Origin of the sequence: Kocuria sp. CPCC 205258 (genome assembly GCF_040981005.1) — a bacterium.
In the GTDB taxonomy this organism is placed as follows: Bacteria; Actinomycetota; Actinomycetes; order Actinomycetales; family Micrococcaceae; genus Kocuria; species Kocuria rosea.
Genome location: NZ_JAVKPS010000010.1, coordinates 1 through 25314 on the forward strand (window position 1 = coordinate 1; position 25314 = coordinate 25314).

Here is a 25314-nt window from a genome sequence, read left to right on the forward strand (position 1 = left end):
ATCGACGGCCTCGACATCCCGTTCGTGCACTACACCGACACCGCGTTCTTCGAGTTCGGCATCGACCGGGTCACGGACGAGTCCACCCCGGAGTTCTCCCGCGGCGAGCGGCTGTGGTGCCACCCGGGCCTGCGGCCCCTGTCTGGTCTGGGCAACACCGTGTCGTCCCCGATCGGGGCCTACCGGTGGGAGCACACCGACCGGGCGCTCACCGAGCAGCTGGCCATCGAGGACGAGGGCTACCCCGCCACCGTGGAGCAGGGCCACGCCGCGGTGCGCTTCGTGAACCCCACCACCGGCGGGGACGTCATGCCCACCATCCGGGCCGAGTTCCACCGGTTCCGCCCCGGCGCCGAGACCCGCACCACCCGGGAGGTCGGCTCCAGCGTCTACCAGGTCTTCGAGGGCCGCGGGCGGTTCGTGCTCGACGGCGAGGTCCGGGTCGTGGAGAAGGGCGACCTGGTGGTCGTCCCGTCCTGGACGGCCTGGCAGATCCAGGCCGAGACCGGGTTCGACCTGTTCAAGTTCGGCGACCAGCCGATCGTCGAGAAGCTGAACTTCAACCGCACCTTCGTGGAGGGCGAGGAGAAGTAGCACCGCACCTCCGGCGCGCGAAGCGGACCGCCCCGCGCGCCGGACCACGTCCGTGGCGCCCCGCCGGGCGCCGCCGCACACCGACCCAGGAGACACTGACCGATGAAGCTTGCAACCCTGCGCACCAACGGGACCACCACGGCCGCCCGCCTCGACGGCGAGGTGTTCACCGAGATCGAGGGCTGCCCCGACCTCGGCGCCCTGCTCGCGGAGGAGAACTGGCAGCAGATCGCCGCCGACGCCTCCGGGCCGACGCACCCGGCCGCCGGCGCCGAGCTCGAGACGATCGTCGCCGACCCCGGCAAGGTCCTGTGCGTGGGGCTCAACTACAAGAGCCACATCCAGGAGATGGGCCGCGACCTGCCGTCCTACCCCACGATCTTCGCCAAGTTCACCGAGACCCTCACCGGCCCGAACGACGACATCGAGGCCGTCGCCGAGGACCCGCAGCTGGACTGGGAGGGCGAGCTCGTCGTCGTCGTCGGCAAGCGCGCTTACAAGGTGGACGAGGCCGACGCCGGCCAGTACATCGCCGGGTACGCCGCCGCCAACGACATCTCCATGCGCGAGTGGCAGTTCCGCACCAAGGAGTGGCTGCAGGGCAAGATCTGGGCGAAGTCCACCCCGGTCGGTCCCGTCATGGTCACCGCCGACGAGTTCGACCCGAAGCAGGCCGTCCTGCACACCCGCGTCAACGGCGAGACCATGCAGGAGCACTCGATCGGGGACCTGCTGTTCACCCCGGAGCACCTCGTGGCCTACTTCTCCACGATGCTGCCGCTGAACCCCGGGGACATCATCCTCACCGGCACCCCCGGCGGGGTGGGCCGGGCCCGCAACCCGCAGGTCTTCCTGAAGTCCGGCGACGTGGTGGAGGTCGAGATCGACGGTCTGGGCGTGCTCACCAACAAGATCGTCGACCCCGCCTGAGCGCGGGCACGAGAGGAGTCAGCCATGGTCGCCCGTCAGGACCTCACCACCGACGAGGACCTCAAGGCCCAGCTGCTGCTGGTCCGCCGCGGCACGGCGTTCTGGTCCCGCAAGGTCAACGAGCTCACGGACGACGAGCTCGACGGACCCTCGCTGCTGCCCGGCTGGTCCCGCCGGCACGTCATCGCCCACGTCGGCTACAACGCCCGCGCCCTGACCCGGCTCGTGCAGTGGGCCAACACCGGGGTGGAGACCCCGATGTACTCCTCCCCTCAGGCCCGCAACCAGGAGATCGCCTACGGGGCGACCCTGCCGGCCCGGGCGCTGCGCCACCTGAACGACCACGCCTCGGTGTCCCTGAACGTCGAGTGGCGGGACACCCCGAACGAGGCGTGGGGCCACGAGGTGCGGACCGCCCAGGGCAGGACCGTGCCGGCCGCGGAGACCGTCTGGATGCGCAACCGCGAGGTCTGGGTCCACGCGGTCGACCTCGACAACGGGGCCCGCTTCTCGGACGTCCCGGCCGAGGTCCTGACCCGGCTGCTGAAGGACGTGACCGGCAACTGGGCGGGACAGGACAAGGACCCCGGGCTGCGGATCCAGGTCTCCGACGCCCCGGAGCTCGGTGAGCTCGGGGCCGGCGCCGGCCAGGACGCGGGGATCCTGGTGCGCGGGGACCTGGCCGCGGTCGCGCAGTGGGCCTCCGGGCGGGGCGGGGCCCGCCTCGAGGTCGGCGCCGACGTGGCGAACCCGCGCTGGATCTGACCCGCGCCGGCCGGCGCAGGGCCCCGGGGAGCACCCCGGGGCCCTGCGCCGCTGCCGTCCGTGAGAGAATTCCCCGGTGATGGACACCCGTACCGAGAACCACCCCGCCCGGCTCGACCTGCCGCCGCTGCACCTGGGCGAGCTCACGATCGACGTCCCCGTGGTGCTGGCGCCGATGGCCGGGGTCACCAACAAGGCGTTCCGCCGGCTGTGCCGCGAGTACGGCGGCGGCCTGTACGTCACCGAGATGGTCACGGCCCGCGCCCTCGTGGAACGCCGGCCCGAGTCGATGCGGATCATCGACCACGACCCGGACGAGACGCCCCGCTCCATCCAGATCTACGGCGTGGACGCCGTGCACGTCGGGCAGGCCGTGCGGATGATCGTCGAGGAGGACCGGGCCGACCACATCGACCTGAACTTCGGCTGTCCCGTCCCCAAGGTCACCAAGCGCGGCGGCGGCTCCGCCCTGCCCTGGAAGACCGACCTGTTCACCGCGATCGTGCGCACCGCCGTCCAGGAGGCCTCCCGCGGGAACGTCCCCGTGACGGTCAAGATGCGCAAGGGCATCGACGACGGCCACCTCACCTTCCTCGAGGCCGGCCGGATCGCCCGCGACAGCGGCGTCGCGGCCGTGGCCCTGCACGGGCGCACCCTCGAGCAGCACTACTCGGGGACCGCGGACTGGGACGCCATCGCGCAGCTGCGCGAGGCCCTGCCGGACGTGCCCGTGCTCGGCAACGGGGACATCTGGAGCGCCGAGGACGCCGTGCGCATGGTCGAGCAGACCGGCGTGGACGGCGTGGTCGTCGGCCGCGGCTGCCAGGGCCGGCCCTGGCTCTTCGGGGACCTGCAGGCCGCCTTCGAGGGCCGCCCCGACCGCTTCCGCCCCGGGGTGGACCAGGTCGCCCGCACGATCTACCGCCACGCCGAGCTGCTCGTGGAGATGTTCGGCGACGAGGCCAAGGGGCTGCGCGACATCCGCAAGCACGTCGCCTGGTACTTCAAGGGCTACCCGGTGGGCGGTGAGCTGCGCGCCAGGATGGCCCAGGTGCCGGACCTCGCGACCCTGCGCGAGCTGCTGGACGAGCTCGACCTGTCCCTCGGCTACCCGGGCGAGGCGGTCGAGGGCCCGCGCGGCCGCGCCGGCTCCCCGAAGAAGCCGCACCTGCCGGACGGCTGGCTGGGCTCCCGCGAGCTGGGGGACGCCGAGCGGCTGGGGCTGGTCGCGGCGGAGCTCGACGTCTCCGGCGGCTGAGCCGTCCCCACCACACGGAAAGGACCGGGCATGCCCCACACGTCCATCGAGATCGACCGCACCGGCGCGCCCGCCCCGGGCTACGAGGCCCGCGACGTCGCGCGCTGGGTGGCGGAGGACCACCACAACAAGTACCGCTCCGACTTCGAGCGGGACCGCGCCCGGATCCTGCACTCCTCGGGGCTGCGGCGGCTGGCGGCCAAGACCCAGGTCGTCTCCCCGGACACCGACGACTTCGTGCGCAACCGCCTGACCCACTCCCTCGAGGTCGCCCAGATCGGCCGGGAGCTGGGCCGGATGCTCGGCTGCGACCCCGACGTCGTCGACGCCGCCTGCCTCTCCCACGACCTCGGGCACCCGCCGTTCGGGCACAACGGGGAGGCGGCCCTGCACCGGCTGACCCAGCACATCGGCGGCTTCGAGGGCAACGCGCAGACCCTGCGCCTGCTGACCCGGCTCGAGCCCAAGGTGCTCGACGACGACGGGCGGCCCGCGGGCCTGAACCTCACCCGCGCCGTGCTGGACGCCGTGTGCAAGTACCCCTGGGAGGCCCACGAGGCGCCGCTGCGCCCGGACGGGACCAGGTCCCCGAAGTTCGGGGTCTACACGGACGACCTGCCGGTGTTCGCGTGGTTGCGCGACGGCGCCCCGGCGCGCACCAAGTGCCTCGAGGCCCAGGTCATGGATCTCTCGGACGACATCTCCTACTCCGTGCACGACGTCGAGGACGCGATCGCCTCCGGGCTCGTGCAGCTGGGCTGGCTCGCCGACACCACCCAGCGGGACCGGGTGCTCGAGCTCACCCGGCGCTGGTACCTGCCCGAGGCCGCGCCGGAGTCCCTCGACGCCGCCCTGATCCGCCTCGAGGACTCGTCCCTGTGGGTCCGGGAGATGGACGGGTCCCGCAAGGACCTCGCCCGGCTGAAGAACATGACGAGCCAGCTCATCGGCCGCTTCGCGATGTCCGCGGTCGGCGCCACCCGGGACATCTACGGCGAGGACCCGCTGACCCGCTACGACGCCCAGCTCGTGGTGCCGGAGGGGACCACGGAGGAGATCGGCGTGCTCAAGGGCATCGCCACGACCTACGTCATCACGGTGCGCGACGCCCAGCCGATCTACGACAACCAGCAGGAGGTGCTCTCGATCCTGGTGGGGGCGCTGATGGACTCCGACGGCCGCTTCCTCTCGCCCGCCTTCACCGCCGACTGGCACGACCTCGGCGACGGGCCGGGCACGGAGGCCGCCCGCCTGCGCCTCGTGGTGGACCAGATCGCGTCCCTCACCGACCTGTCCGCCGTGTCCCTGCACGACCGGATCCGCGGCACCCACTGGCGGGTGGGGGACAAGCCGCTCTGGTGAGCCGTCCCACCGGGGCGGCGGCCGATCCCGTTCAATGACTGTGCGCTGGGTCGCACGCGGTGCCGCTCCCTAGACTCGGCGCGTTTGTGCTCCTCCTCACAAAGGTCTGATCGTCATGGAAAACTCCACCGGACCCGCCCCGCAGGCCGCGTCCCCCTCCTCCCCGGGCGCCCGGCCCGTCCTCCGCTCCCGGGCGTGGGTGGCGCCGCTGTGCTGGATCGCGGTGCTGCTGGACGGCTTCGACGCCGTGGTCCTGGGCGCGGTGCTGCCGTCCATGCTCGAGAACAACGAACTCGGGATGACCACCGCGCAGGGCACCGCCGTGGCCACCGTCGGCCTCGTGGGCATGATGATCGGCGCGCTGACCATGGGCTACCTCACCGACCGGCTCGGCCGCCGCAAGATGCTCATCGGCGCCGTGATCATGTTCTCCCTGCTGACCTTCGCCGCGGCGTTCTCCCCGAGCGTGTTCGTCTTCGGCCTCCTTCGCTTCCTCGCCGGCCTGGGCCTCGGCGGCTGTCTGCCCACCGCCATCGCGATGGTCACCGAGTTCGCCCGCCTCGGCCGGGGCTCCAACGCCACGACCCTGGTGATGACCGGTTACCACGTGGGCGCGGTGCTCACCGCGGCGCTCGCCATCGTCGTCGTCGTCCAGTTCGGCTGGCAGGAGATGTTCGTCCTGGGCTCCCTGCCGGCGCTCGTCCTCGTGCCCCTCATGCTCGTGTTCCTCCCCGAGTCCCCCTCGTTCCTCGCGTCCAAGGGGCGGATGGCCGAGGCCCGCGCCGTGGCCGAGCACTACGGCGTGCACCTGGAGCACCACACCGCCGAGGAGCAGGCCGAGAAGGTCGGGGCCACCATGCTGCTCTCCACCGGCTGGCGCCGGAACTCGATCGCCATCTGGGTCGCCTCCTTCATGGGCCTGCTGCTCGTCTACGGGCTCAACACCTGGCTGCCGCAGATCATGCGGGCGGCCGACTACGACCTCGGCAACTCCCTCGGCTTCCTGCTGATCCTCAACGTGGGCGCCATCGCGGGGCTGGCGGTCGCCGGCCGGGTGGCCGACCGGATCACCCCGCGCGCAGCCGGCATCATCTGGTTCCTCGGCTCGGCCGCGCTGCTCGCGGCCCTGGCGATCAAGCTGCCGCTACTCGGGATCTACGCCATGGTCTTCGTCACCGGCTGCTTCGTGTTCTCCTCCCAGGTGCTCGTCTACGCGTTCACCGCCGCCAACCACCCGCCGCGCGTGCGCGCCACGGCGCTGGGCATGTCCGCCGGTGTCGGCCGGCTCGGGGCGATCTCGGGCCCGATCATCGGGGGCACCCTGCTGACCGCGGGCCTGGCCTACCCGTGGGGCTTCTTCGCCTTCGCCGCGGTGGGCGCCCTGGGCGGGCTCGCCCTGACCGGCACCCGGACCCGGCAGGACCTGCGGGAACGCTCCCGCTGAGCCGCCGACGGATCCCGCTCCACGGGCCGCCCCGGGCCGCACGGTGATCCACCGCGCGGCCCGGGGCGGCCCTCCGCCGTCCGGCCGCGCGCCTAGACTGGCGGTGTGGCAGGACTGATCAGACGCGAGGACATCGACGAGGTGCGGGCGCGCACCGACATCAAGGAGATCGTCGACGGCTACGTCACCCTCAAGAGCGCCGGCATCGGCTCCTGGAAGGGGCTCTGCCCGTTCCACGACGAGCGCACCCCGTCCTTCCACGTGCGCCCGCAGATGGGCACCTACCACTGCTTCGGCTGCGACGAGTCCGGGGACGTCATCTCGTTCCTCATGACGATGGACCACACCACCTTCTCCGAGACCGTGGAGAAGCTCGCGGCCCGGGTGGGCTACGAGCTGCACTACGAGCAGGGCTCCGGGCCGAACAAGGAGGAGGTCGGCCGCCGCCAGCGCCTGCTGGACGCGCACAAGGTCGCCGCGGAGTTCTTCCAGCGCAACCTCTACACCCGCCAGGCCGCCCCCGCCCAGCAGTTCCTGGGCGAGCGGGGCTTCGACGGCGAGGCGGCCCGGCGCTACGGCGTGGGCTACGCGCCCCGCGGCTGGGACCACCTCCTCAAGCACCTGCGGGAGCGCGGCTTCACGGACCAGGAGCTCAAGCTCACCGGGATGTTCTCCGAGGGCAACCGCGGGCTCTACGACCGGTTCCGCGGCCGGCTCGTCTGGCCCATCCGCGCGGTCGCCGGCGAGGTCATCGGCTTCGGCGCCCGCAAGCTCCACGACGACGACCAGGGCCCGAAGTACCTCAACACCCCCGAGACCGCCCTGTACAAGAAGTCCCAGGTGCTCTACGGCATCGACCTCGCGAAGCGGGAGATCGCCAGGCAGCGGCGCCTCGTCGTCGTCGAGGGGTACACCGACGTCATGGCCTGCCACCTCGCGGGCGTGACCACTGCGGTGGCCACGTGCGGCACCGCCTTCGGGGCCGAGCACATCAAGATCGTCCGGCGGTTCCTCTCCGACGACGGCGGCGGGGGAGAGGTGGTCTTCACCTTCGACGGCGACGCCGCCGGGCAGAAGGCCGCCCTGCGCGCGTTCGAGGAGGACCAGAAGTTCGTGGCGCAGACCTACGTGGCGGTCGAGCCCCACGGCATGGACCCGTGCGACCTCCGGCTCGCCCGCGGGGACGCCGCCGTGGCCGAGCTCGTGGAGAACCGCCGCCCGCTGTTCGAGTTCGCGATCCGGGCGACGCTGAAGAACTTCGACCTGGACACCATCGAGGGCCGCATCCGGGCGATGCGCGCCTGCGCGCCCATCGTGGCGCGGATCCGCGACCGCTCCCTGCGCCCCGCCTACGCGCGGCAGCTCGCGGGCTGGCTCGGGCTCGAGCCGGCGGAGGTCCAGCGGGCCGTCGACGCCGCGGGCCGCGCCCAGCGGGAGGAGGCCCCCGCGCCGCAGCGGCCGGCGGAGCCGGAGGCGTCCGGACCCGCCCCGGTCGAGCTGCCCGACCCGCGCGAGCCCGTGGCCCGGATGGAGCGCGAGGCCCTCGAGGCCGTCATCCAGTGCCCGGACCTGATGCTCGCGCGGCACTGGGAGGAGTTCGGGCTCAGCGCCTTCCGCTACCCCGTGCACGGGGCCGTGCACGACGCCGTGCTCGCCGCGCGCGCCGAGCTCCTCGGCGACGGCTCCGCCGTGCCGAGCGGGCAGGCCTGGGTGGACGGGGTGCGCGGCCACCTGCCCGAGCCGCTGCACGGCTACCTCGCCGAGCTCGCCGTGACCCCGCTGCCGGCCACCACGCAGCAGCAGCTGGAGCGCTACACCGCGGACATCCTCAACCGCCTCTTCGAGCTGCAGATCAACCGGCGGAAGTCGGACCGGCTGGCGGAGCTCCAGCGCACGGATCCCACCGGGCAGCGCGAGCGCTACCAGGAGCTCCAGCGGGAGCTGCTGGAGCTGGAGATGCAGCGGCGCGGCCTCCGCCAGGACTGACGCCACCGGGCGGAACCGGATTTGTCGAAGCCCGGCGGGAACGGTAAAGTGATGGCTCGTTGCACGTCCGCGTGCACGGTCCCCCGTAGCTCAATTGGCAGAGCATTCGACTGTTAATCGAAGGGTTACTGGTTCGAGTCCAGTCGGGGGAGCAGTACAGGAGGCCCTCACCAGCGGAAACGCCGGTGGGGGCCTTTTCCGTGCCGTCTCAAGCGGCCCAGTGGGGACACTTCGGGGACAATTTCTTTCGAGCCACCTATCGTCGGCTTTCGCGATGGCAGAACCAGGAATGTCCATCCTGGCGTCCCATGGTGTCGCCTCAGGAAGCCCTCGACCTCGCAACGGCGTGGGCACTCAGATGTCGCCCACCGCGGCAGGGAGACGAGGCTGAAGAGGTGATTAGCTCCGGGATGCGCGTTGAGAAGCTCCGGGGCGATGGACGTGATGGGCTTTGACGGCTGGTCGGGCGACGGGCACTTGATCCCAGTGTTGTCGAACTGATTGATGGTCGCCGTGATGGCGCCCTTGGATCGCGCTTCGGTGCTAGCCCCGCCCGTCGCCAGAATTACCACCGAAACCGCCTGTGGGTTGGGTGGGCTCCCTCTCCACATGGGTGAAACGTTCCGTTGCGCTGCCAAGGGGCGCCACTCGGTTCGAGACGGTGCGGTCAGAAAGCGGAATGGAGCACGATGGTGGCCAGCACCAGCATCATCACAGCGGTGAGGGCCTCCAGGACCTGCCAGGTGCGAGGGCGGGTAAAGGCCGGTCGCAGTGCCCCGATGCCGTAGCCCACCGCGAGGAACCACACCGTGCTCGCGGTGACAGCCCCGATGCAGAACCACCACTGCCCCGATACGCCGCAGGAGGTCGCGGCGGTGCCGAGTACCACCACAGTTTCCAGCAGCACGTGCGGGTTGAGCCAGGTGATCGCGGTGATAGCCAGTGCGGTTCTGCCCGCGCTTCCGAGGCCACTCATCGGTGTGCTCGACAGGCCCGTGGAGGTGCGCCAGGCTCGTCGGGCCGACAGGACCGCGTACCCGTAGAGGAAGCCTGCCCCGCCGACCGCCAGTATGGAGGTGATCCACGGGTGGGAGTCCACGATTTGGGCCATCCCGGTGATCCCGGAACTGATTAGTACCGCGTCGGAGGCAATGCAGATGACGACGACCAGACCGACATGGCGGCGAGCGAGTCCCTGCCGGATGAGGAAGGCGTTCTGCGCCCCCAGTGAGGTCAGCAGGGCCAGGTTGGCCCCGAAGCCGAGCAGGACCGACGCGACGGCAGTAGTTGCAGGCATGAGCTGGACCTTCCGGGTGCGTGCTGATCGCAGCGCCGGCCGAGATGGGTGTCGCCCCGGGGCCATGGTGTACAGGCCCGTGTGCGGTGCCGCGGTGTTCCGTGATGCCAGCGCTGCACCGTTGGTGGTGGCGATCGATGCCGCGACGGTGGCACTGGCTGCTGTGGTCCTGAGGCAGCGCACCGTCGAGCTTTAGCGTATGCAATACTCCCCTTGGGAGGAGAATGTTCATGTTCCTCTCACTAGGAGGTACATGTCAATGGATCAGTCAAAGTTGACGACGACGTCCTACGCGATCCTCGGGTTGCTTGCGATCAAGCCGTGGAGCACCTACGAGCTCGCTCAGCAGGTGCATGTGCGTATGCGTCGGTTCTGGCCCCGGGCCGAAAGCAAGCTGTACGAGGAGCCGAAGAAGCTCGCAGCTCGAGGTCTAGCCGCGCCCGAGGCTGGCCTCGTCGGCAAGCGAAAGCGGACCACGTACTCTGTAACGCCGGCAGGCAGGGAAGGGCTGGCGCGGTGGTTGACCGAACCCGGCGGGCAACCGGTCTTGGAGTTCGAGGCGCTGCTGAAGGTCTTTTTCGCCGAGTACGGCACCAAGGAAGATCTCCAGGCGACTCTGGTCGCCGTGCAGAACTGGGCCGCGGAACAACTCGCCGAGGACTCCGAGACAGCTCAGCGCTACCTCGACAACGGTGGCCAGTTTCCCGAGCGCGCAGCCCAGTTGGTCCTGGTGGGACGGTTCCTATCGGACTTCGCCGACATGACGGGGCGGTGGGCACAGTGGGCCGCTGAGGAGACCCGCCAGTGGCCGGAGGAGGTCCGAGACGCTACCCCGAACCGGGAGGCACTCAGAGTGATGGCCGATCGGAGGCCTAGCTAGTCCGACAATGCGACCGGGATCAGCGCCGGGACGGCCATTGGGGGGTCCGTTCCATCACGACGTAGGCGAAGTGGTCCAGCTGTCGCCCGGCCCGGGCCAATGCCGCCCTGACTGCTTCGGGAGCGGTGAGCGACTCCTGCTCGGCGGTCATGGAGAGGAGCGTGAGCCCGGTGTCGTCCGGGCGGCGAGGAACTGCAGGGCGACGCGGTGGATGGTCGGGTCGTCCCGGTAAGGCACCAGCTCGTCCATCTTGGCGGAGGCCTCCTCGTGCACGGCGGTGACGTGCTGACGCACGCGGGTGGCGGCGGCGATCGAGAACGGGGGGGGTCTCGGTGTTGGCGGTTGGGACGGTCATGGCAGGCGCTCCTGGGGCATCAAGGCTCCAGGCTGGGTTACCCCGCGCTCTTCCCCTCCCCTGTGTACGGACACTGCGCTGCAGCGAGCAGGGAGACTGACCCCATGCCGGGCAGATCGCCGTGACCGAATCGTCCTCTGCCCGTTACTGAAATGCTCATCCCGGCTGTGGCAAGGGCAAATACGCTGAGCCTGGCGACATGACGCACGCGGGGGCCCGAATCCCGGGGTGAGCGGGGTCAGCTCGCGGTCTAGGTCATGGTTCTGCTCCTTCGAGGAAATGAGACTCCGATGAACAACGCGACGATGCGTGCTGCCCTCGCCACAGCCCTGATTGGTGCTTTCGCGGTCATCAGCGCTGCCCCTGCGACGGCGGACTTCAGCATCAAGCTGAGAAAGGGGCTGGCGTGTGAGGACTTCGCGGTGCAATTCACCTCGACCGGCGGCAACCTAGTGGAGAACGACTACTTCGACGAGGACGGCACGAAGGTCAAGATCCTTGCCGCTGGCAAGGGCACGGTCAACACCTACACCAATGTGAGAACCGGTGAGTCGGTCACCTTCAACACCGCCGGGTCCGTCACCTCCACCGTGCTGAATCCCGATGGATCCACGACGGTCACCTCCACCGGGCACAACGGCCTGATTCTCTTCCCGGGAGACGAACCGGAGGGCCCTTCGACCACCCAGTACATCGGGCGCTTCGTCTACACCGTCACCGAGGACGGGGTCTTCATCCTCGACGAGCAAGCCACGACCGGGCAGGAGGTCGACGTCTGCGCCGAGCTGGCCTGATCGCTCACCGGCGGTTGGCCTCATCCAGGCACCGGTCTGCCTCACGGTGGGCCGGTGCCCGCACGACTCGATCAGCCGCCTCCGCTGGGCTTTCAGCTTCTGGCTGCAACCGCGACCAGCCCATGGGTGCTGAACGCTTGCTTCGCCAGACCCTCCAGCGCGGACTGGACGGTGCCACGCTCGACGCCGGCTCGCCGGTCGCTGACCGCCATCTCCCCTCGGCGATCTCCAGTTAGAAATCGCTGGTCCGGGGCGAGGAGCCCGCGCCGGTCGTTTCCGACATAGCCTCGAACGTGGATCCGTTGAGCGGGCCGTCGGTGCGGGGGACGGTCAGGCGCAGCGCCGGGGCGCCCAGCGGTATGGCATGCCCGGCATAGTTACCGGCGAGCCGGAGCTGGTAGGCCGGGCTGAGCGGATTCCCGAGCACGGTGGCCCCCACAGGGATGGCCGCGGCCGCCTGGGTGGCCTCGGCCTGGCTGAGTAGCTGGTTCAACGCGCGGTGGGCTCGGGTGGGCTCGAACATCTCGTCGAAGGTGGGCTGGCGGTTGGTGCCGGGGCTCCGGAGGACGGTGCTCGGCACCTGGATCACCGAGGGTCTCTTGCCCCGGTGCTCGTCGCGCCGGCGCGTCGCGCGTCAGCCCGTGACGCTGATCCGGACCCCCTCCGCGGGGGCCGGCACGTCGAAGACGGCCGTGTAGTTGAGGACGGCGGTCCAGACCGCCACCCGCACGTCGCTCTCCGACATGCCGGGCGGGTGGTGGGACACGGTCACGGCCCACTCCTGGCCGTCGAACAGCATCTCGACGGAGGTGACGGTGACGCCGCGGGCGGCGAGCGCGCCGACGACGCCGGCCCGGACGAGGGACTCGGCGGGATGGGCCCGGGGGATGGCGGTCATGGTGGTCGTCCTTCCGGCGGGAGCTCGGATCAAGCTCCCTTCCATTGACTCGCATCCAGTGGCAAAAGTAATGCCCGCTCTTTGCCCGACAGGGCGGAAGCGGCGGGGAACTGGCTGCTCGCCCCGGCCCGAGGCGCGCGCAGGTCTTATGGAATCCTTATGTTCCTCCTAGCGGGCATGGAAGTCCGGGGCGCATCATGAATCCAGGGCGGTCCCTGACGAGCCGAGATCCTGGACGCACCGGACCGCATCCTCGGCGGGCTTCCGGACGAGGCTCGGCATCTCAGGGGGAACCATGCGTTGGTCGGCCAGGACAGCCGGACCCGCCCCGTCCCGGGACCCGAGGGCCGCTGGCAAGCCGTCGAGGCGTCTGACCGGCGTCGACGCGGCCCGCGGTCTGGCGCTCATCGGTCTCGTGTCCGTCCACGTCCTGCCGTCCTCCGACGACGAGACCGGCGAGCCGACCTGGTCGCACCTCCTGTTCTCCGGGGACTCGGCGGCGCTGTTCGCGCTGCTGGCGGGCGTGGGGCTCGCCCTGTCCACCGGTGGAACCCGCCCGCACGGGGGGCGGGAGCTGGGCGCGGACCGTGCGGCGCTCGTGGTGCGGGCGGTGCTGATCGCGGTGCTGGGACTGGCCATCGGATCCCTGCTGGCCGACGACCTGCCGGCGGACAACATCCTCATCTACTACGGCGTGTTCTTCCTCCTGGCCGTGCCCTTCCTGCGCGCGGGCCCGAAGCCGCTGTTCGGCTCGGCGGCGGTCTTCCTGCTCGTGGCTCCGGTGCTCATGCAGTCGCTGCGCGACGCACTGCCCGAGCCCGTCGCCGACAACCCCGCCTTCGGGGAGCTGCTGACGGAGCCTGGGGCGACGGCGGCCCAGCTGCTGCTGACCGGCACCTATCCGGCGCTCGCCTACCTGACCTATCTGCTGGCCGGCATGGGGCTCGGCCGGCTCGATCTGCGGAGGAGGGCGACCCAGCTGCGCCTCCTGGCGGTCGGCGTGGGTCTGTTGCTCTGCGCGCAGGCGGCCTCGTACGTCCTGCTCCACGGCCTCGGCGGCTACGAACGGCTGCTGGCCTCCTCGTCGGGGGACGCGGAGGAACTGGACGAGATCCTGGTCTGGGGCGCGGACTGGCTGCCCACCGACACCTGGTGGTCGCTCGCCGTCGACGCGCCGCACACCAACACCCCCCTGGCCATCGCGGTCAGCCTGGGCACGGGCATGGCCGTCCTGGGCGCCTTCCTGCTGATCTCCCGTGTGGTCGGGGCCTGGCTGCTGCCGCTGTCGGCGATGGGCTCGATGACCCTGACCCTGTACACCGCGCACCTGGTCGTCCTGTCGTTCGAGGTCCACGAGGACCGGCCCCATCTGTGGCTCACCGTCCAGCTCGTGTCAGCGGTCCTGTTCGCCGTGACGTGGCAGCGGACCATGGGGCAGGGGCCGCTGGAGCGGGCGATCGGCGCCGTCACGAAGGGTGCGCGGCGCTGGTCCCTCGCCGCATCCTCCGGCCCCCGGGGCGTCGAGGAGCCTGGCACCGGCGGGAGCCGACCGCCGGACGAACCGGACAGTAGTTCCGATCCGTGACCATACCGCGTCCGGAACGTCACCGTTTGCTATTGAGTGCCTTGTCAGAAGCGAATTGAGCTGATCTCACCTTATTCACCAAGGGGGAACACAGTGAAAACTCTGGAAAAGCTGGTAGCGAGTGTCGCCGTGGCGGGACTGCTGATCGGGGGAGCAGGTCCGGCGCTCGCTGACGGCAAGGACGATCGCAAGGGCGACGGCAAGGGGCACAGCAAGAAGGACGAGCGCAAGAACGGCGAGGTCGACGTCGTCGTCAAGTAGAAGCACCGCGGCGACTGGAAGACGAAGCGCTACGAGGACAAGAGCCTCGAGAAGGCCGCGTCCATCGCCAAGGAGAAGTGCCACGGGGGCGACTGGCGCGAGTACTACAGGGACGCCCGCCAGGTTGACCGCACCGGCAAGTCGGACAAGGTCTGCCAGAAGAAGTACGTGAGGGTGTACTTCGAGCAGGACGAGGACCGGCACTGGGACAAGGACAAGGGCGACAAGGGTAAGGGCCGGGACGGGAAGAAGTAGCACCGGACCCGACTCCGACGCACCGACGGGAGGGCCCGTCCGGGGAACCGGACGGACCCTCCCGCACGTCCCGGCAGGCTGAGCCGCGACCCCGTGCGCGCCCGCCGGCGGCGTCCCCGATGGTAGCTTGGTGCTCAGTCCACATACTTTTCTCATCATCAACGGAGGCGGGCATGAGTCATTCGGTAGGCCCCAGCACGGGCGGCACGTCGGGAGCGGGGGCGGAGCACTCCGACCCCGGATCGGCGTCGATCCTCGATGTCGTCAAGGTCTTCGCCAGGCTGCTGCCCAAGCAGCTCAAGGACGAGGCGCAGCTCGCCAAGCTCGAGCTCACGGAGAAGGCGAAGACGCTGGGCAAGGGCGCGGCCTTCGTCGTCGTCGGCCTCGTGTTCCTGCTGCTCGCCACGATCGCCCTGGTCGGTGCGGCGATCGCGGGTCTGTCGCAGATCATGCCGGCCTGGCTGGCGGCCCTGCTGCTCGCCGTGCTGTTCCTGGTCATCCTGGCCGTCGCGGCGCTCATCGGGGTGTCCACCATCAAGAAGGCCCTTCCGCTCGTGCCGCGCAAGGCCGTCTTCGGGGTCAAGTACGACCTCGGTGTGGTCAAGGAGGGCTCCGCCTACACCGAGAGCCGCGTCCAGCGCGAGGAGCAGCTTGCCCGCGAGCGCAAGGAGCAGGAGAAGCGGGAGGCCGCCCAGGACCCGGCCCAGCAGAAGCCCCCGGCGCCCACCGAGGAGCAGCTGCGGCACCGGCTCAAGCTGCGCCGCGAGCACCTCAAGACGCTGCGCGACGACGTCCAGGGCCGCGCGGAGACCATCCAGTCCACCACCAAGGGCTTCGTGGACCGCACCAGCCGCACCGTGAAGACCACCCCGAAGGACGTGAAGGGCCTGCTCGCCCAGGGCGGCGCGAAGTCCCGCCCGGCCTCCGGCTCGTCCGCCGGGTCCGGCCTCGGCGAGCGGTGGCAGCCGCTCACGGTGCTGGCCGTGGCGGGTAGCGCGTTCGTCGTCTTCCTCCGCAAGCTCTTCCGGTGACGTCGCCGTCCATGGGCCGCCCGTGGACGAGCGCACCGGCCGAAGGCCCGGAAGCCACAGGCTTCCGGGCCTTCCCCGTGCGTTCACCGGGTGTCCACGTGCCCCGGGCCGGACGGGCGGGCCGGCTCGATAGACTCCCGGGCGTGACGACAGATCGGTGGGTGCCATGAGCCAGTGGTTGGCGGTCGCCCTGGCGCTGCTCTCGGCCGTGTGCCTGGCCGTCGGGACGCAGCAGCAGGGCAGTGCCGTGGCGGACGTCGCGCGGGGACGGCTGCGCCTGCGCAGCATCGCGGTCCTGCTGCGCCGTCCCCGCTGGCTGCTGGGTCTCACCCTGCTGGGTCTCGGCACCGGCCTCAACGTCACCGCCCTGGGGCTCGCCACCGTGACGGTGGTCCAGCCGATCGGCGTGGTGGCCCTGGTGATCACCACGCTGCTGCACGCCCGGCACCGCCGGCTGCGGATCAACCGGCGCACCTGGACGGCGATCGGGCTGTGCACCGCGGGCGGGGCGGTCTTCGTGACATGCGCCGTGGCGGCGACCGACCCCGCACGGGGCATCTCGCGGTGGGCCGAGCACACCGTGGTGGTCATGCTCGTGGTGCTGATCTGCGTCCTCGGGGTCTCCGCGGCGATGTTCGGCCGCAGCCTGGGCGGGACGTTCTACGTGGTGGGCGCCGGCATCCTCTACGGCTTCGTGGCGGTGCTCGTGCGGCTGACCCTCATCCGCATCCAGGGCAGCGCCGGCACGCCCCTGGACGACGTCAACTGGCTGGCGGTGGGCACCGCCGTCGTCGCCGCCGCGCTGGGCGGGTGGTTCGTGCAGACGGCCTTCGCGTCGGGTCCGCCGGACCTCGTGATCGCGGGACTGACCGTGATCGACCCCATGGTGGGCGTGCTCCTGGGGCTGCTGGTCCTGGGCGAGGCGGTGCCGGGCTTCTCCGTCCCGGTCGGGATGCTCATGGCCGCGGCAGGCGGCGTTGCTATAGTCGGGGTCGCCGTGCTGTCGCAGCACCACCCGGAGGTACTCGAGCGCCGCGCCGAGCTCGCACGGCAGGAGCGGGCGCAGCCCCCCGCGGGACCCGCGGCACGGCACCCCGCGGTCTCCGACCGCCCCGCCTCCGACCGCCCAGCACACGACCAACCGGGAAGACACGCTTGAGCGCCCACACCGCCACCGCAGCCCACCCCCTGACCGTCCTCCTGGGCGCCGAGACCTACCCCCCGGACGTCAACGGGGCCGCGCAGTTCGCGCACCGCCTGGCCCGGGGTCTGCACGAGCAGGGCCACCGGGTGCACGTCCTGTGCGCCCGGCCGGGGCCCGGGCCGTCGCACCGGGCCGAGGACGACGGCGTGGTCGAGCACCGCCTCCGCTCCCACCGGGCATTCACCCACCCGTACTTCCGGCTGTGCTTCCCGTGGCAGGTCGCCGGGGAGATCCGCCGCGTGCTGGACGAGGTGCGCCCCGACGTCGTGCACGTCCAGTGCCACTACATCCTCGGCCGGATGCTGGTGCGGGAGGCCAGGCGGCGGGGCATCCGCACCGTGGCCACCAACCACTTCGTCCCCGAGAACCTGGAGCCGTTCCTGCCGTTCCCGGCATGGGTGCTGCACCGCTACCGGGCGGTCTCGTGGCGGGACATGATGCGGGTGTTCGGCGCCTGCGACGTGGTGACCGCGCCCACCCCGCTCGCGGTGGAGGCCATGCGCCGCAACGGCTTCCCCGACACCGTGCTCGCCGTGTCCAACGGGATCCGGATCGCCGACTACGAGGCCCACGGCGGCGAGCGGCGGCAGCCGGCCGCGCACCCGACCATCCTGTTCACCGGCCGGCTCGCGGTCGAGAAGAACGTGGACGTGCTCATCGAGGCACTCTCCGTGCTGCCCGCCGAGCTCGACGCCCACCTGGAAATCGTGGGTGACGGCGAGCAGCGGCCCGCGCTCGAGAAGCTGGCGAGGGCCCTCGGGGTCGCCCAGCGGATCCGCTTCCTGGGCTACCTCCCGGACGAGGACCTGCGCGCGGCCTACCTGCGGGCCGACGTGTTCTGCCAGCCGGGCACGGCCGAGCTCCAGTCGCTGGTCACCCTCGAGGCGATGGCGGCGTCCCGTCCCGTGGTCCTGGCCGACGCGCGGGCCCTGCCGCACCTGGCCGAGGACGGCGTCAACGGCTGGCTCTTCACCCCCGGCGACGCCCAGGACCTGGCGCGCAAGCTCGCCCTCGTCCTGGGCGCCCCGCCCGAGGAGCGCGCCCGGATGGGCCGGGAGAGCCGCCGCAAGGTCGCGCAGCACAGCTTCCCGCGGACCCTGGAGACGTTCCTGCGGCTCTACCACGGCGAGCACCCGGAGTCCGTGCGCACTCCTGCTCCGGGAGCGCGCGAGCACCAGGAGCCGGCGCGCGCCCCCGCAGTGGGCCCGCGACGGATCCGGACCAGGCTGGCCTCGCTCGTGCGGTAACGTGGTGCTGCGCCGCCGGGCCCGTCCCGGCGCGGGGCCGTAGCTCAGCTGGTCAGAGCAGAGGACTCATAATCCTTCGGTCGTGGGTTCAAGCCCCACCGGCCCTACCCGACACCCCTTTCACCGTGCGTCCTCCGGTGGGAGGGGTGCTTCCGTCCGCACGTCCCGTCCACCGGGTGCGCGTCCCCCGCAGATGTGGTGCACTGGTGGTCCGATCCGCGCACCACCCACCGAGAGGACGCCGAGATGATCCGACGCACGCCGTGGAGCCTCCTGTCCGTCGCCGCCCTGGCGCTCGCCGCACTGACCGGCTGCGACACCACCACCGAGGACGTGGAGGAGGGCGCCGACCAGGTCCAGCAGGAGGTCGAGGAGGGCGCCGAGCAGGTCCAGCAGGAGGTCGAGGAGGGCGTCGACGACGCTCAGGACGACGAGGGCTGAGCGGCCGCGCGCAGCCGCTCGGGCACGGGGAGCAGCACCGACGGCTCGAGCGCGCCGACGAACTGCAGCGGGTTGACGTAGTCGCCGTCCCGGCGCACGCCCCAGTGCAGACAGGTCCCCGGCCCGCAGTGGTCCCGGCCGCGCAGCACGCCCACGACCTGGCCGCGGTGCACCCGGTCCCCGGGGACCAGGGACGACTCGACGGGCTCGAAGCTGGAGCGCAGACCCCCGCCGTGGTCGAGCGTGAGCACCGGGCGGTCCACCACGAACCCCACGAAGGCCACCGTTCCCGCGGCCGGGGCGCGCACGGCGGCGCCCGGGCCCGCGTCCAGGTCCACGCCCCGGTGGCCCCGCGCCCACCGCTGGGCGGGCGGGGCCCACTCGCCCACCACGGCCGGACGCGGCGACAGGGGCCACGCCCACCCCTGGGCCGCCGAGCCGGGGGAGGGGAGCAGCACCCCCAGCACGAGCACGAGCACGATCGCGAGCCCGACCACGCCGGCCGGCTCCCTGCCCGCCCTCGGCGTCCCGGTCCGCGCCGCCCCGGCCGGCCCGGTCCGGGCACGGGGCCGGCGCAGGAGACGGAGGAGCGGGGAGGGTCCGGTGGGCATGTCCCGACTGTCCGTCACGGGGGCCGAGCGGAGGGCCGCCCGGCCCCGTGCTGTGGACGGTCCCGGGGCCCCTCCGGCAGCCCCCGGCCGCGTGCAGGGCGGACGAGGCCCTTGTAGTACACTCGATCCCGCAGTGTGCTCTGAGGCGCCCCTCGTGGCGCGCCCTCGCGCCCACCCGGACCCGGCCCCGACGCCGGAGCCGACGGCGCGGTGGCGAGCAGCTGACTTCGCGCGCAGCGCCGCCGGGACCTCCCGTCCCGGTCCGGCCGCCCCGGTCCGCGTTCCCCGTCCCGGCGGGGTGCGGCACGGCGGCCGGGAGACGGACCCGCAGGGTCCGCCCACCGCTGCACCAGGGGCTCGTCCGCCGGACGCAGCCGAGAACCGAACCCGCGGGCCGGGCGTCGTCGCACGCCCTCCCGCACGAGAGACCAGGAGACGACATGTCCGTCGTTACCATGCGCCAGCTCCTCGACAGCGGCGTGCACTTCGGCCACCAGACCCGCCGGTGGAACCCGAAGATGAAGCGCTTCATCTTCACCGAGCGCAACGGCATCTACATCATCGACCTCCAGCAGTCGCTGTCCTTCATCGACCGCGCCTACGAGGCCGTCAAGACCACCGTGGCCCACGGCGGCACCATCCTCTTCGTCGGCACCAAGAAGCAGGCCCAGGAGGCCATCGCCGAGCAGGCCACCCGCGTGGGCATGCCCTACGTGAACCACCGCTGGCTCGGCGGCATGCTCACGAACTTCGCCACGGTCTCCAAGCGCATCGAGCGCATGAAGGAGCTCGAGGAGATCGACTTCGACGACGTCGCCGGCTCGCAGTACACGAAGAAGGAGCTCCTGCTCCTGCGCCGCGAGAAGGAGAAGCTGGAGCGCACCCTCGGCGGCATCCGCAACCTGACCAAGGCCCCCTCCCTGATCTGGATCGTGGACACCAAGAAGGAGCACCTCGCGGTGGACGAGGCCCAGAAGCTGGGCATCCCGGTCGTCGCGATCCTCGACACCAACTGCGACCCCGACGAGGTCGCCTTCCCGATCCCGGGCAACGACGACGCCATCCGCTCCGTCAACCTCCTGACCCGCGTGATCGCCGACGCCGTGGCCGAGGGTCTCATGGAGCGCCACAACAAGAAGTCCGGCGGCGCCGACCAGGCCGCCGAGCCGATGGCCGAGTGGGAGCGCGAGCTGCTCGAGCAGCACGCCGCCGAGCAGACCGCCGCGACCGAGGCCCCGGCCGAGACCGCTGCCCCGGCCGAGGCCGAGACCGCCGCCGCGACCGAGGCCACGGCCGAGTCCGAGGCTCCCGCCGAGGCCCCGGCCGAGACCGAGACCGCCGCCGAGTAGTCTCCGTCCACCGTCCGTTTCCCCCGGCGGGGCACCGTCCCCGCCCGAGGCCGGCCGGGGCGGGCCCGTGCCCGCCCCGGCCGGCACCACCGACCGAGTGAGGAGTTTCCATGGCGAACTACACCGCCACCGAGATCAAGGCCCTGCGTGAGCGCACCGGCGCCGGCATGCTGGACGTCAAGAAGGCGCTCGACGAGGCCGACGGCGACCTCCAGAAGGCGCAGGAGATCATCCGCGTCAAGGGCCTCAAGGGCGTCACCAAGCGCGAGGGCCGGGCCACGGCCGAGGGTCTCGTCGCCGCGCGCGTCGAGGGCACCGTCGGGTACATGGTCGAGGTCAACTCCGAGACCGACTTCGTGGCGAAGTCCGCCCCGTTCGTCGAGTTCGGCAACAAGGTGCTCGACGCCGCCGTGGCGGCCGACGCCACCACGCTCGAGTCCCTCATGGACGCCCAGGTCGACGGCAAGGCCGTCTCCGAGCTCGTCACCGAGACCGGCGCCCTGCTCGGCGAGAAGGTCGTCGTCCGGCGCATCGCCCGCGTCGAGGGCGACAACGTGGCCGTCTACCTGCACAAGACCTCCAAGGACCTCCCGGCGCAGGTCGGCGTGCTGCTGGCCGTGGCCGGTGCTGACGCCGGGCAGGTCGCCCACGACGTCGCCGTGCACATCGCCGCGATGTCCCCGACGTTCCTCTCCCAGGAGGACGTGCCCGCCGAGACCGTCGAGTCGGAGAAGCGCGTCGCCGAGGAGACGGCCCGCGCCGAGGGCAAGCCGGAGAAGATCCTGCCGAACATCATCAACGGCCGCCTCAAGGGCTACTTCAAGGACGTCGTCCTGCTGGACCAGGACTTCGCCAAGGACTCCAAGAAGACCGTCGGCAAGGTGCTCGAGGAGGCCGGTGCGACCGCCACGGCCTTCGCCCGCTTCCGCGTCGGCGCCTGACCGGTCCTCTCCCGGGCGCCCGGCGCCCGCTCGCGACGGAGGCGTTCCTGCACGGCAGGGACGCCTCCGTCGTCGTTCCCGGCCCCGCCTGCGACGACGCCCTCGAGGCCCCGCGGGCCGGCCCCCGGGGGGCGGACGCGTTCTGTATGCTGAGGGAGGCCCGCCCCCCGCGCCAGCTGCACCCTCGCGGGGCCGAGCCGGTCCACGCAGCTCCGTCGTCGCCGGGAGGAACCATGCCCACCACTTCTGCCTCCGAGATCAAGGACGAGGCCCTGCGCCTGAGCAGGGACCCCCGGGTCGCCCCCGCCCGCCGCCGGGTGCTGCTGAAGCTCTCGGGCGAGGTCTTCGGCGGCGGCTCCATCGGGGTGGACACGCGCGTGGTCCGCGACATCGCCGAGCAGATTGCGGCCACGGTGGGCCAGGTCGAGACCGCCATCGTGGTGGGCGGCGGCAACTTCTTCCGCGGCGCGGAGCTCTCCCAGGCCGGCATGGACCGCTCCCGTGCGGACTACATGGGGATGCTGGGCACCGTCATGAACTGTCTGGCCCTGCAGGACTTCCTCGAGCAGTGCGGGGTCGACACCCGGGTGCAGTCCGCGATCAAGATGGAGCAGGTGGCCGAGGTCTACATCCCGCGCCGGGCCATCCGGCACATGGAGAAGGACCGCGTCGTGATCTTCGGCGCCGGCGCCGGGCTGCCCTACTTCTCCACCGACACCGTCGCGGCTCAGCGGGCCCTGGAGGTCCACGCGGACGAGGTTCTCATGGCGAAGAACGGTGTGGACGGCGTCTACACCGCGGACCCCCGCACGAACCCGGACGCCCAGCGGCTGTCCACCCTCACCTACGGCGAGGCCCTCGCCCGCGACATCCGGGTCATGGACCAGACGGCCTTCAGCCTGTGCCGCGACAACGACGTGACGATGCGCGTGTTCGGCATGGAGGGCGAGGGCAACGTCACCCGCGCGATCCTCGGGGAGCAGATCGGCACCCTCGTCACCGCGTGAGCCGGTGCCGGGCGGCCCCCGGTTAGACTGGGGCGAGCACGGCCGGGCGGCGTGGTTCCCGCGCGGCGACCGGCCGAACCGACCCCGCGCGGAGGACTCCGTGCGACACGACGAAGGAGCCCCTACGTGATCTCAGAGACCATGTCCGAAGCGAAGACCAAGATGGGCAAAGCCGTGGAGGGCGCCAAGGAGGACTTCGCCGCGATCCGCACGGGCCGGGCCAACCCCTCCCTCTTCTCGAGCGTGCTGGTCGAGTACTACGGCACTCCCACCCCGCTCCAGCAGCTCGCCTCCTTCCAGAACCCCGAGGCCCGCACGCTGCTCATCACGCCGTACGACCGCTCCGCCCTCAACGACATCGAGAAGGCGCTGCGCAACTCGGACATCGGCGCGAACCCCGCCAACGACGGCAACGTCATCCGCGTGGTCATGCCGGAGCTGACGCAGGAGCGGCGCAAGGAGTACGTCAAGGTCGTCGGGCACAAGGCCGAGGAGGCGCGCGTCTCCGTGCGCAACATCCGCCGGCACGCCAAGGACCAGATCGAGAAGGCCGTCAAGGACGGCGACATCGGCGAGGACGAGGGCAAGCGCGCCGAGAAGGACCTCGACGCCGCGACCAAGAAGCACATCGACCAGATCGACGAGATGCTCAAGAACAAGGAAGCGGAGCTGCTGCAGGTCTGATGCCGGACCAGCCGCGACCGCACCAGGAGACGAAGGCTTCCCCGGGAACCGCCGGGGGGGCCTTCTCCCCGCGTGCCCGGCCGGCGCCCGTCCGGGCCGGCGCCGCGACGACCCCGGGCACGCCGGGGCGCCGGCACACCGCCCCCTCCCGCGCCGGCCGGAACCTGCCGGCCGCCGTGGGCGTCGCCGTGGTGCTCATCGGGACCCTGCTCGTCGGGCTGTTCGTCCAGCCCCTCGTCCTGGCGCTCTTCGCCGGGACGGCGGCGGGGATCGGCGTCTGGGAGGTCGGCCGGTCCCTGCGCTACCGCGGCATCGTCATCCCGCGCGTCCCGGCGGTGACCGCCGGCGTGCTGATGCCGGTCGCCGCGTTCGCCGGTGGCGGCGAGGCGCTGATGATGGCCGTGATCGTGGGGCTGACGCTCGTGATCGTCTGGCGGGCCCTGGGGGGCCGGGACGGCATGATCCTGTCCATCATGGGCTCCGTGTTCGCCCTGGTCTGGGTGGGCTTCCTCCTGAGCATCGCCCTGCTGCTCTACCACACCGAGGCGGGCCCCCTGAAGGTGCTCACGGTCATCCTGCTGGCCGTCGGCTCGGACACGTGCGGCTACGCCGTGGGCGTGGTCTGGGGCCGCCACCCCATGGCGCCGCGGATCAGCCCCAAGAAGTCCTGGGAGGGCTTCGCCGGGTCGCTGGGCGGCTCGGTGCTGATCGGCGTCCTGTGCGCCGTGCTGCTGCTCGACCACGCCTGGTGGGAGGGCGCCGTGCTCGCCGCGGTGCTCGTGCTCGCCGCCACCCTCGGCGACTTCTCCGAGTCCATGGTCAAGCGCGAGCTGGGGATCAAGGACATGGGCACCCTCCTGCCCGGCCACGGGGGCGTGATGGACCGGATCGACTCCATCCTCTTCGCCGTCCCCGCCGGGTACCTGCTCTTCGAGCTCTTCGCCGCGAGCGCCTGAGCCCGGCGTCCAGGACCCGCAGCCCATGCCTCCCGACCGCCCCGGAGCCCGGCCGGCCACCGCCCGCATCCCGCGGTGCGCCGAGGCCGAGCGCGGCTACGACGTCGTCCAGGTGGACGAGCTCCTGGCCGCCGTTCGCGCGGCCCTGCAGGACGCGCCGCCCGGTCCCGGACCGGCGCACCGGTCCGAGGCCGTGCTGAGCACGCAGGTGCGCGCCGCCGTCTTCGCCGACGCGCGGGGCGGCTACCGGCCGGAGGCCGTCGACGGGCTGCTGGACGCGGCCGAGGACGCGCTGGCCGCGGCCGAGCGCGAGCAGTGCCTGCGCGACCGGGGCCCCGAGGCCTGGCAGGAGCACGTCGACGCCCTGACCCGGCTGCTCCGGAACCGTCTCGACCGGCCGCGCACGCAGCGCTTCCGGCGCCCCTCCCGGCCGCGGGCCCAGGGCTACTCCGCCGCCCACGTGGACGTCCTCTGCGAGCGCCTGGGTGCCCGGCTGGAGGGCACCGCGGACCTCGCGCCGGCGGAGCTGCGCCGGGCCGTGTTCCCGCCCGCGCAGGGGGAGCGCAGCTACGAGGAGCAGCAGGTGGACGCCTTCCTGGACCGCGCCGTCCAGCTGCTCCTGGCCTCTCGCTGAAACAGGCTCCCCGAAGCCTCTGTGTATACATGCTGGACCGGGCCTCGTCCAGAAACACCGTTCCGTGTTCATCTTGACCCCCGAAAAGCAACTTTTGGGTGTCACGCCTTGCTCCTGTGCATACAACGGCCTAGTGTGGGCCACATCACATGAGGAGGTAGCCCATGTCCACCCAGCCACCCATCGACGCCGACGACCTCGTCGCCGACGTCGACTTCCCCGCGGCCCAGCGGTCGCCAGAGTTCCAGGAGCTGCGGAAGACCCACCGCGGCTTCGTCTTCCCGCTCGCCGTCGCCTTCCTGGTCTGGTACCTGCTGTACGTGGTGCTCGCCATGTACGCGCCGCAGCTGTTCGCCATCCAGGTCATCGGCAACGTCAACCTCGGCGTCGTCCTGGGCCTGCTCCAGTTCGTCACGACCTTTGCCATCACGGGGGCCTACGTGTCCTTCGCCAACCGCAAGCTGGACCCGAAGGCCACGGCCATCCGGGAGCGTCTCGAGCCCAGCCTCGGCACCACCGGCGGCGTCCACGGACAGGAGAACTGA

Annotated in this window: 27 protein-coding genes and 2 tRNA genes; 24 read left to right on the top strand and 5 right to left on the bottom strand. The window is 71.5% G+C overall.

Features of this window, described 5'->3' with window-relative positions; translation table 11 throughout:
• The 8 genes from RF644_RS14940 to RF644_RS14975 all read left to right on the top strand — a co-directional run.
• Window positions 1–594 (top strand): cupin domain-containing protein (locus RF644_RS14940; RefSeq protein WP_368797082.1); only part of this gene is annotated, 594 nt, incomplete at its 5' end.
• Window positions 595–696: 102 nt separating this feature from the next.
• Complete coding sequence (locus tag RF644_RS14945) at window positions 697–1524, top strand: fumarylacetoacetate hydrolase family protein (protein WP_095651359.1); 828 nt, start codon at window positions 697–699, stop codon at window positions 1522–1524.
• Between the two features lie 24 nt (window positions 1525–1548).
• Complete coding sequence (locus tag RF644_RS14950; RefSeq protein WP_368797084.1) at window positions 1549–2289, top strand: maleylpyruvate isomerase family mycothiol-dependent enzyme; 741 nt, start codon at window positions 1549–1551, stop codon at window positions 2287–2289.
• Between the two features lie 79 nt (window positions 2290–2368).
• Window positions 2369–3547 carry a tRNA dihydrouridine synthase DusB gene (gene dusB, locus RF644_RS14955; protein ID WP_368797085.1) on the top strand — a complete coding sequence of 393 codons (1179 nt, stop codon included), beginning with the start codon at window positions 2369–2371 and terminating at the stop codon, window positions 3545–3547.
• A 30-nt stretch (window positions 3548–3577) separates the two neighbouring features.
• Complete coding sequence (locus tag RF644_RS14960) at window positions 3578–4909, top strand: deoxyguanosinetriphosphate triphosphohydrolase (protein ID WP_368797086.1); 1332 nt, start codon at window positions 3578–3580, stop codon at window positions 4907–4909.
• Window positions 4910–5024: 115 nt separating this feature from the next.
• Entirely contained in the window at window positions 5025–6353 is a 1329-nt protein-coding gene (locus RF644_RS14965; RefSeq protein WP_368797087.1) for an MFS transporter, read from the top strand.
• A 105-nt stretch (window positions 6354–6458) separates the two neighbouring features.
• The gene (dnaG, locus tag RF644_RS14970) at window positions 6459–8339 is read left to right on the top strand and encodes a DNA primase (RefSeq protein ID WP_368797088.1); all 1881 of its coding nucleotides are present in this window, start codon (window positions 6459–6461) and stop codon (window positions 8337–8339) included.
• Between the two features lie 79 nt (window positions 8340–8418).
• Window positions 8419–8491: transfer RNA gene (locus RF644_RS14975), tRNA-Asn, on the top strand.
• A gap of 515 nt (window positions 8492–9006) precedes the next feature.
• Here the strand turns inward: RF644_RS14975 and RF644_RS14980 are convergent.
• Window positions 9007–9636: a LysE/ArgO family amino acid transporter gene (locus tag RF644_RS14980; RefSeq protein ID WP_368797089.1), complete on the bottom strand. Its 630-nt coding sequence runs from the start codon at window positions 9634–9636 to the stop codon at window positions 9007–9009.
• Between the two features lie 253 nt (window positions 9637–9889).
• On the opposite strand from RF644_RS14980, the gene RF644_RS14985 reads away from it, so the two are divergent.
• On the top strand, window positions 9890–10516 hold the full coding sequence (locus RF644_RS14985; protein ID WP_368797090.1) for a helix-turn-helix transcriptional regulator: 627 nt from the start codon (window positions 9890–9892) through the stop codon (window positions 10514–10516).
• Window positions 10517–10663: 147 nt separating this feature from the next.
• Here RF644_RS14985 and RF644_RS14990 read toward each other — a convergent pair whose 3' ends face one another.
• Complete coding sequence (locus tag RF644_RS14990) at window positions 10664–10810, bottom strand: hypothetical protein (RefSeq protein ID WP_368797091.1); 147 nt, start codon at window positions 10808–10810, stop codon at window positions 10664–10666.
• Window positions 10811–11161: 351 nt separating this feature from the next.
• On the opposite strand from RF644_RS14990, the gene RF644_RS14995 reads away from it, so the two are divergent.
• Window positions 11162–11665: a hypothetical protein gene (locus RF644_RS14995; RefSeq protein WP_368797092.1), complete on the top strand. Its 504-nt coding sequence runs from the start codon at window positions 11162–11164 to the stop codon at window positions 11663–11665.
• A gap of 232 nt (window positions 11666–11897) precedes the next feature.
• Here the strand turns inward: RF644_RS14995 and RF644_RS15000 are convergent, their stop codons facing one another.
• Together RF644_RS15000 and RF644_RS15005 are read right to left on the bottom strand one after the other, a co-directional pair.
• Window positions 11898–12254, bottom strand: a complete 357-nt coding sequence (locus RF644_RS15000) for a hypothetical protein (protein ID WP_368797093.1) — start codon at window positions 12252–12254, stop codon at window positions 11898–11900.
• Between the two features lie 45 nt (window positions 12255–12299).
• On the bottom strand, window positions 12300–12563 hold the full coding sequence (locus RF644_RS15005; protein ID WP_368797094.1) for a hypothetical protein: 264 nt from the start codon (window positions 12561–12563) through the stop codon (window positions 12300–12302).
• Between the two features lie 295 nt (window positions 12564–12858).
• Here RF644_RS15005 and RF644_RS15010 point away from each other — a divergent pair, with 295 nt between their 5' ends.
• The 7 genes from RF644_RS15010 to RF644_RS15040 all read left to right on the top strand — a co-directional run bounded on the left by RF644_RS15010 (window position 12859) and on the right by RF644_RS15040 (window position 18587).
• The gene (locus tag RF644_RS15010; protein ID WP_368797095.1) at window positions 12859–14148 is read left to right on the top strand and encodes a heparan-alpha-glucosaminide N-acetyltransferase domain-containing protein; all 1290 of its coding nucleotides are present in this window, start codon (window positions 12859–12861) and stop codon (window positions 14146–14148) included.
• A gap of 93 nt (window positions 14149–14241) precedes the next feature.
• Window positions 14242–14409, top strand: a complete 168-nt coding sequence (locus RF644_RS15015; RefSeq protein WP_368797096.1) for a hypothetical protein — start codon at window positions 14242–14244, stop codon at window positions 14407–14409.
• Between the two features lie 428 nt (window positions 14410–14837).
• Window positions 14838–15695: a phage holin family protein gene (locus tag RF644_RS15020; RefSeq protein ID WP_368797097.1), complete on the top strand. Its 858-nt coding sequence runs from the start codon at window positions 14838–14840 to the stop codon at window positions 15693–15695.
• Window positions 15696–15861: 166 nt separating this feature from the next.
• The gene (locus RF644_RS15025) at window positions 15862–16854 is read left to right on the top strand and encodes a DMT family transporter (protein ID WP_368797098.1); all 993 of its coding nucleotides are present in this window, start codon (window positions 15862–15864) and stop codon (window positions 16852–16854) included.
• The gene (locus RF644_RS15030; RefSeq protein WP_368797099.1) at window positions 16851–18146 is read left to right on the top strand and encodes a glycosyltransferase; all 1296 of its coding nucleotides are present in this window, start codon (window positions 16851–16853) and stop codon (window positions 18144–18146) included. Before RF644_RS15025 ends, RF644_RS15030 begins: the two co-directional genes overlap by 4 nt.
• Window positions 18147–18179: 33 nt before the next feature.
• Window positions 18180–18253 (top strand) — tRNA-Ile (locus tag RF644_RS15035).
• A 139-nt stretch (window positions 18254–18392) separates the two neighbouring features.
• Window positions 18393–18587 carry a hypothetical protein gene (locus RF644_RS15040; RefSeq protein WP_368797100.1) on the top strand — a complete coding sequence of 65 codons (195 nt, stop codon included), beginning with the start codon at window positions 18393–18395 and terminating at the stop codon, window positions 18585–18587.
• Here RF644_RS15040 and RF644_RS15045 read toward each other — a convergent pair.
• Window positions 18569–19069 carry a murein hydrolase activator EnvC gene (locus tag RF644_RS15045; protein ID WP_368797148.1) on the bottom strand — a complete coding sequence of 167 codons (501 nt, stop codon included), beginning with the start codon at window positions 19067–19069 and terminating at the stop codon, window positions 18569–18571. The genes RF644_RS15040 and RF644_RS15045 overlap by 19 nt on opposite strands.
• Window positions 19070–19638: 569 nt before the next feature.
• Here RF644_RS15045 and rpsB point away from each other — a divergent pair.
• The 7 genes from rpsB (at window position 19639) to RF644_RS15080 (ending at window position 25314) form a co-directional block, all read left to right on the top strand.
• Window positions 19639–20547, top strand: a complete 909-nt coding sequence (rpsB, locus tag RF644_RS15050) for a 30S ribosomal protein S2 (RefSeq protein ID WP_368797101.1) — start codon at window positions 19639–19641, stop codon at window positions 20545–20547.
• 110 nt (window positions 20548–20657) lie between these two features.
• Window positions 20658–21488: a translation elongation factor Ts gene (gene tsf / locus RF644_RS15055; RefSeq protein WP_017834130.1), complete on the top strand. Its 831-nt coding sequence runs from the start codon at window positions 20658–20660 to the stop codon at window positions 21486–21488.
• Window positions 21489–21721: 233 nt separating this feature from the next.
• A complete protein-coding gene (gene pyrH / locus RF644_RS15060; protein ID WP_017834131.1) occupies window positions 21722–22495 on the top strand; it encodes a UMP kinase in 774 nt (257 codons plus the stop codon).
• 126 nt (window positions 22496–22621) lie between these two features.
• Entirely contained in the window at window positions 22622–23179 is a 558-nt protein-coding gene (gene frr / locus RF644_RS15065) for a ribosome recycling factor (protein ID WP_309057665.1), read from the top strand.
• A complete protein-coding gene (locus RF644_RS15070) occupies window positions 23179–24135 on the top strand; it encodes a phosphatidate cytidylyltransferase (protein WP_017834133.1) in 957 nt (318 codons plus the stop codon). Before frr ends, RF644_RS15070 begins: the two co-directional genes overlap by 1 nt.
• A 25-nt stretch (window positions 24136–24160) precedes the next feature.
• A complete protein-coding gene (locus RF644_RS15075) occupies window positions 24161–24769 on the top strand; it encodes a DivIVA domain-containing protein (RefSeq protein ID WP_368797102.1) in 609 nt (202 codons plus the stop codon).
• Window positions 24770–24933: 164 nt separating this feature from the next.
• Window positions 24934–25314 carry a DUF485 domain-containing protein gene (locus tag RF644_RS15080; RefSeq protein ID WP_035926328.1) on the top strand — a complete coding sequence of 127 codons (381 nt, stop codon included), beginning with the start codon at window positions 24934–24936 and terminating at the stop codon, window positions 25312–25314.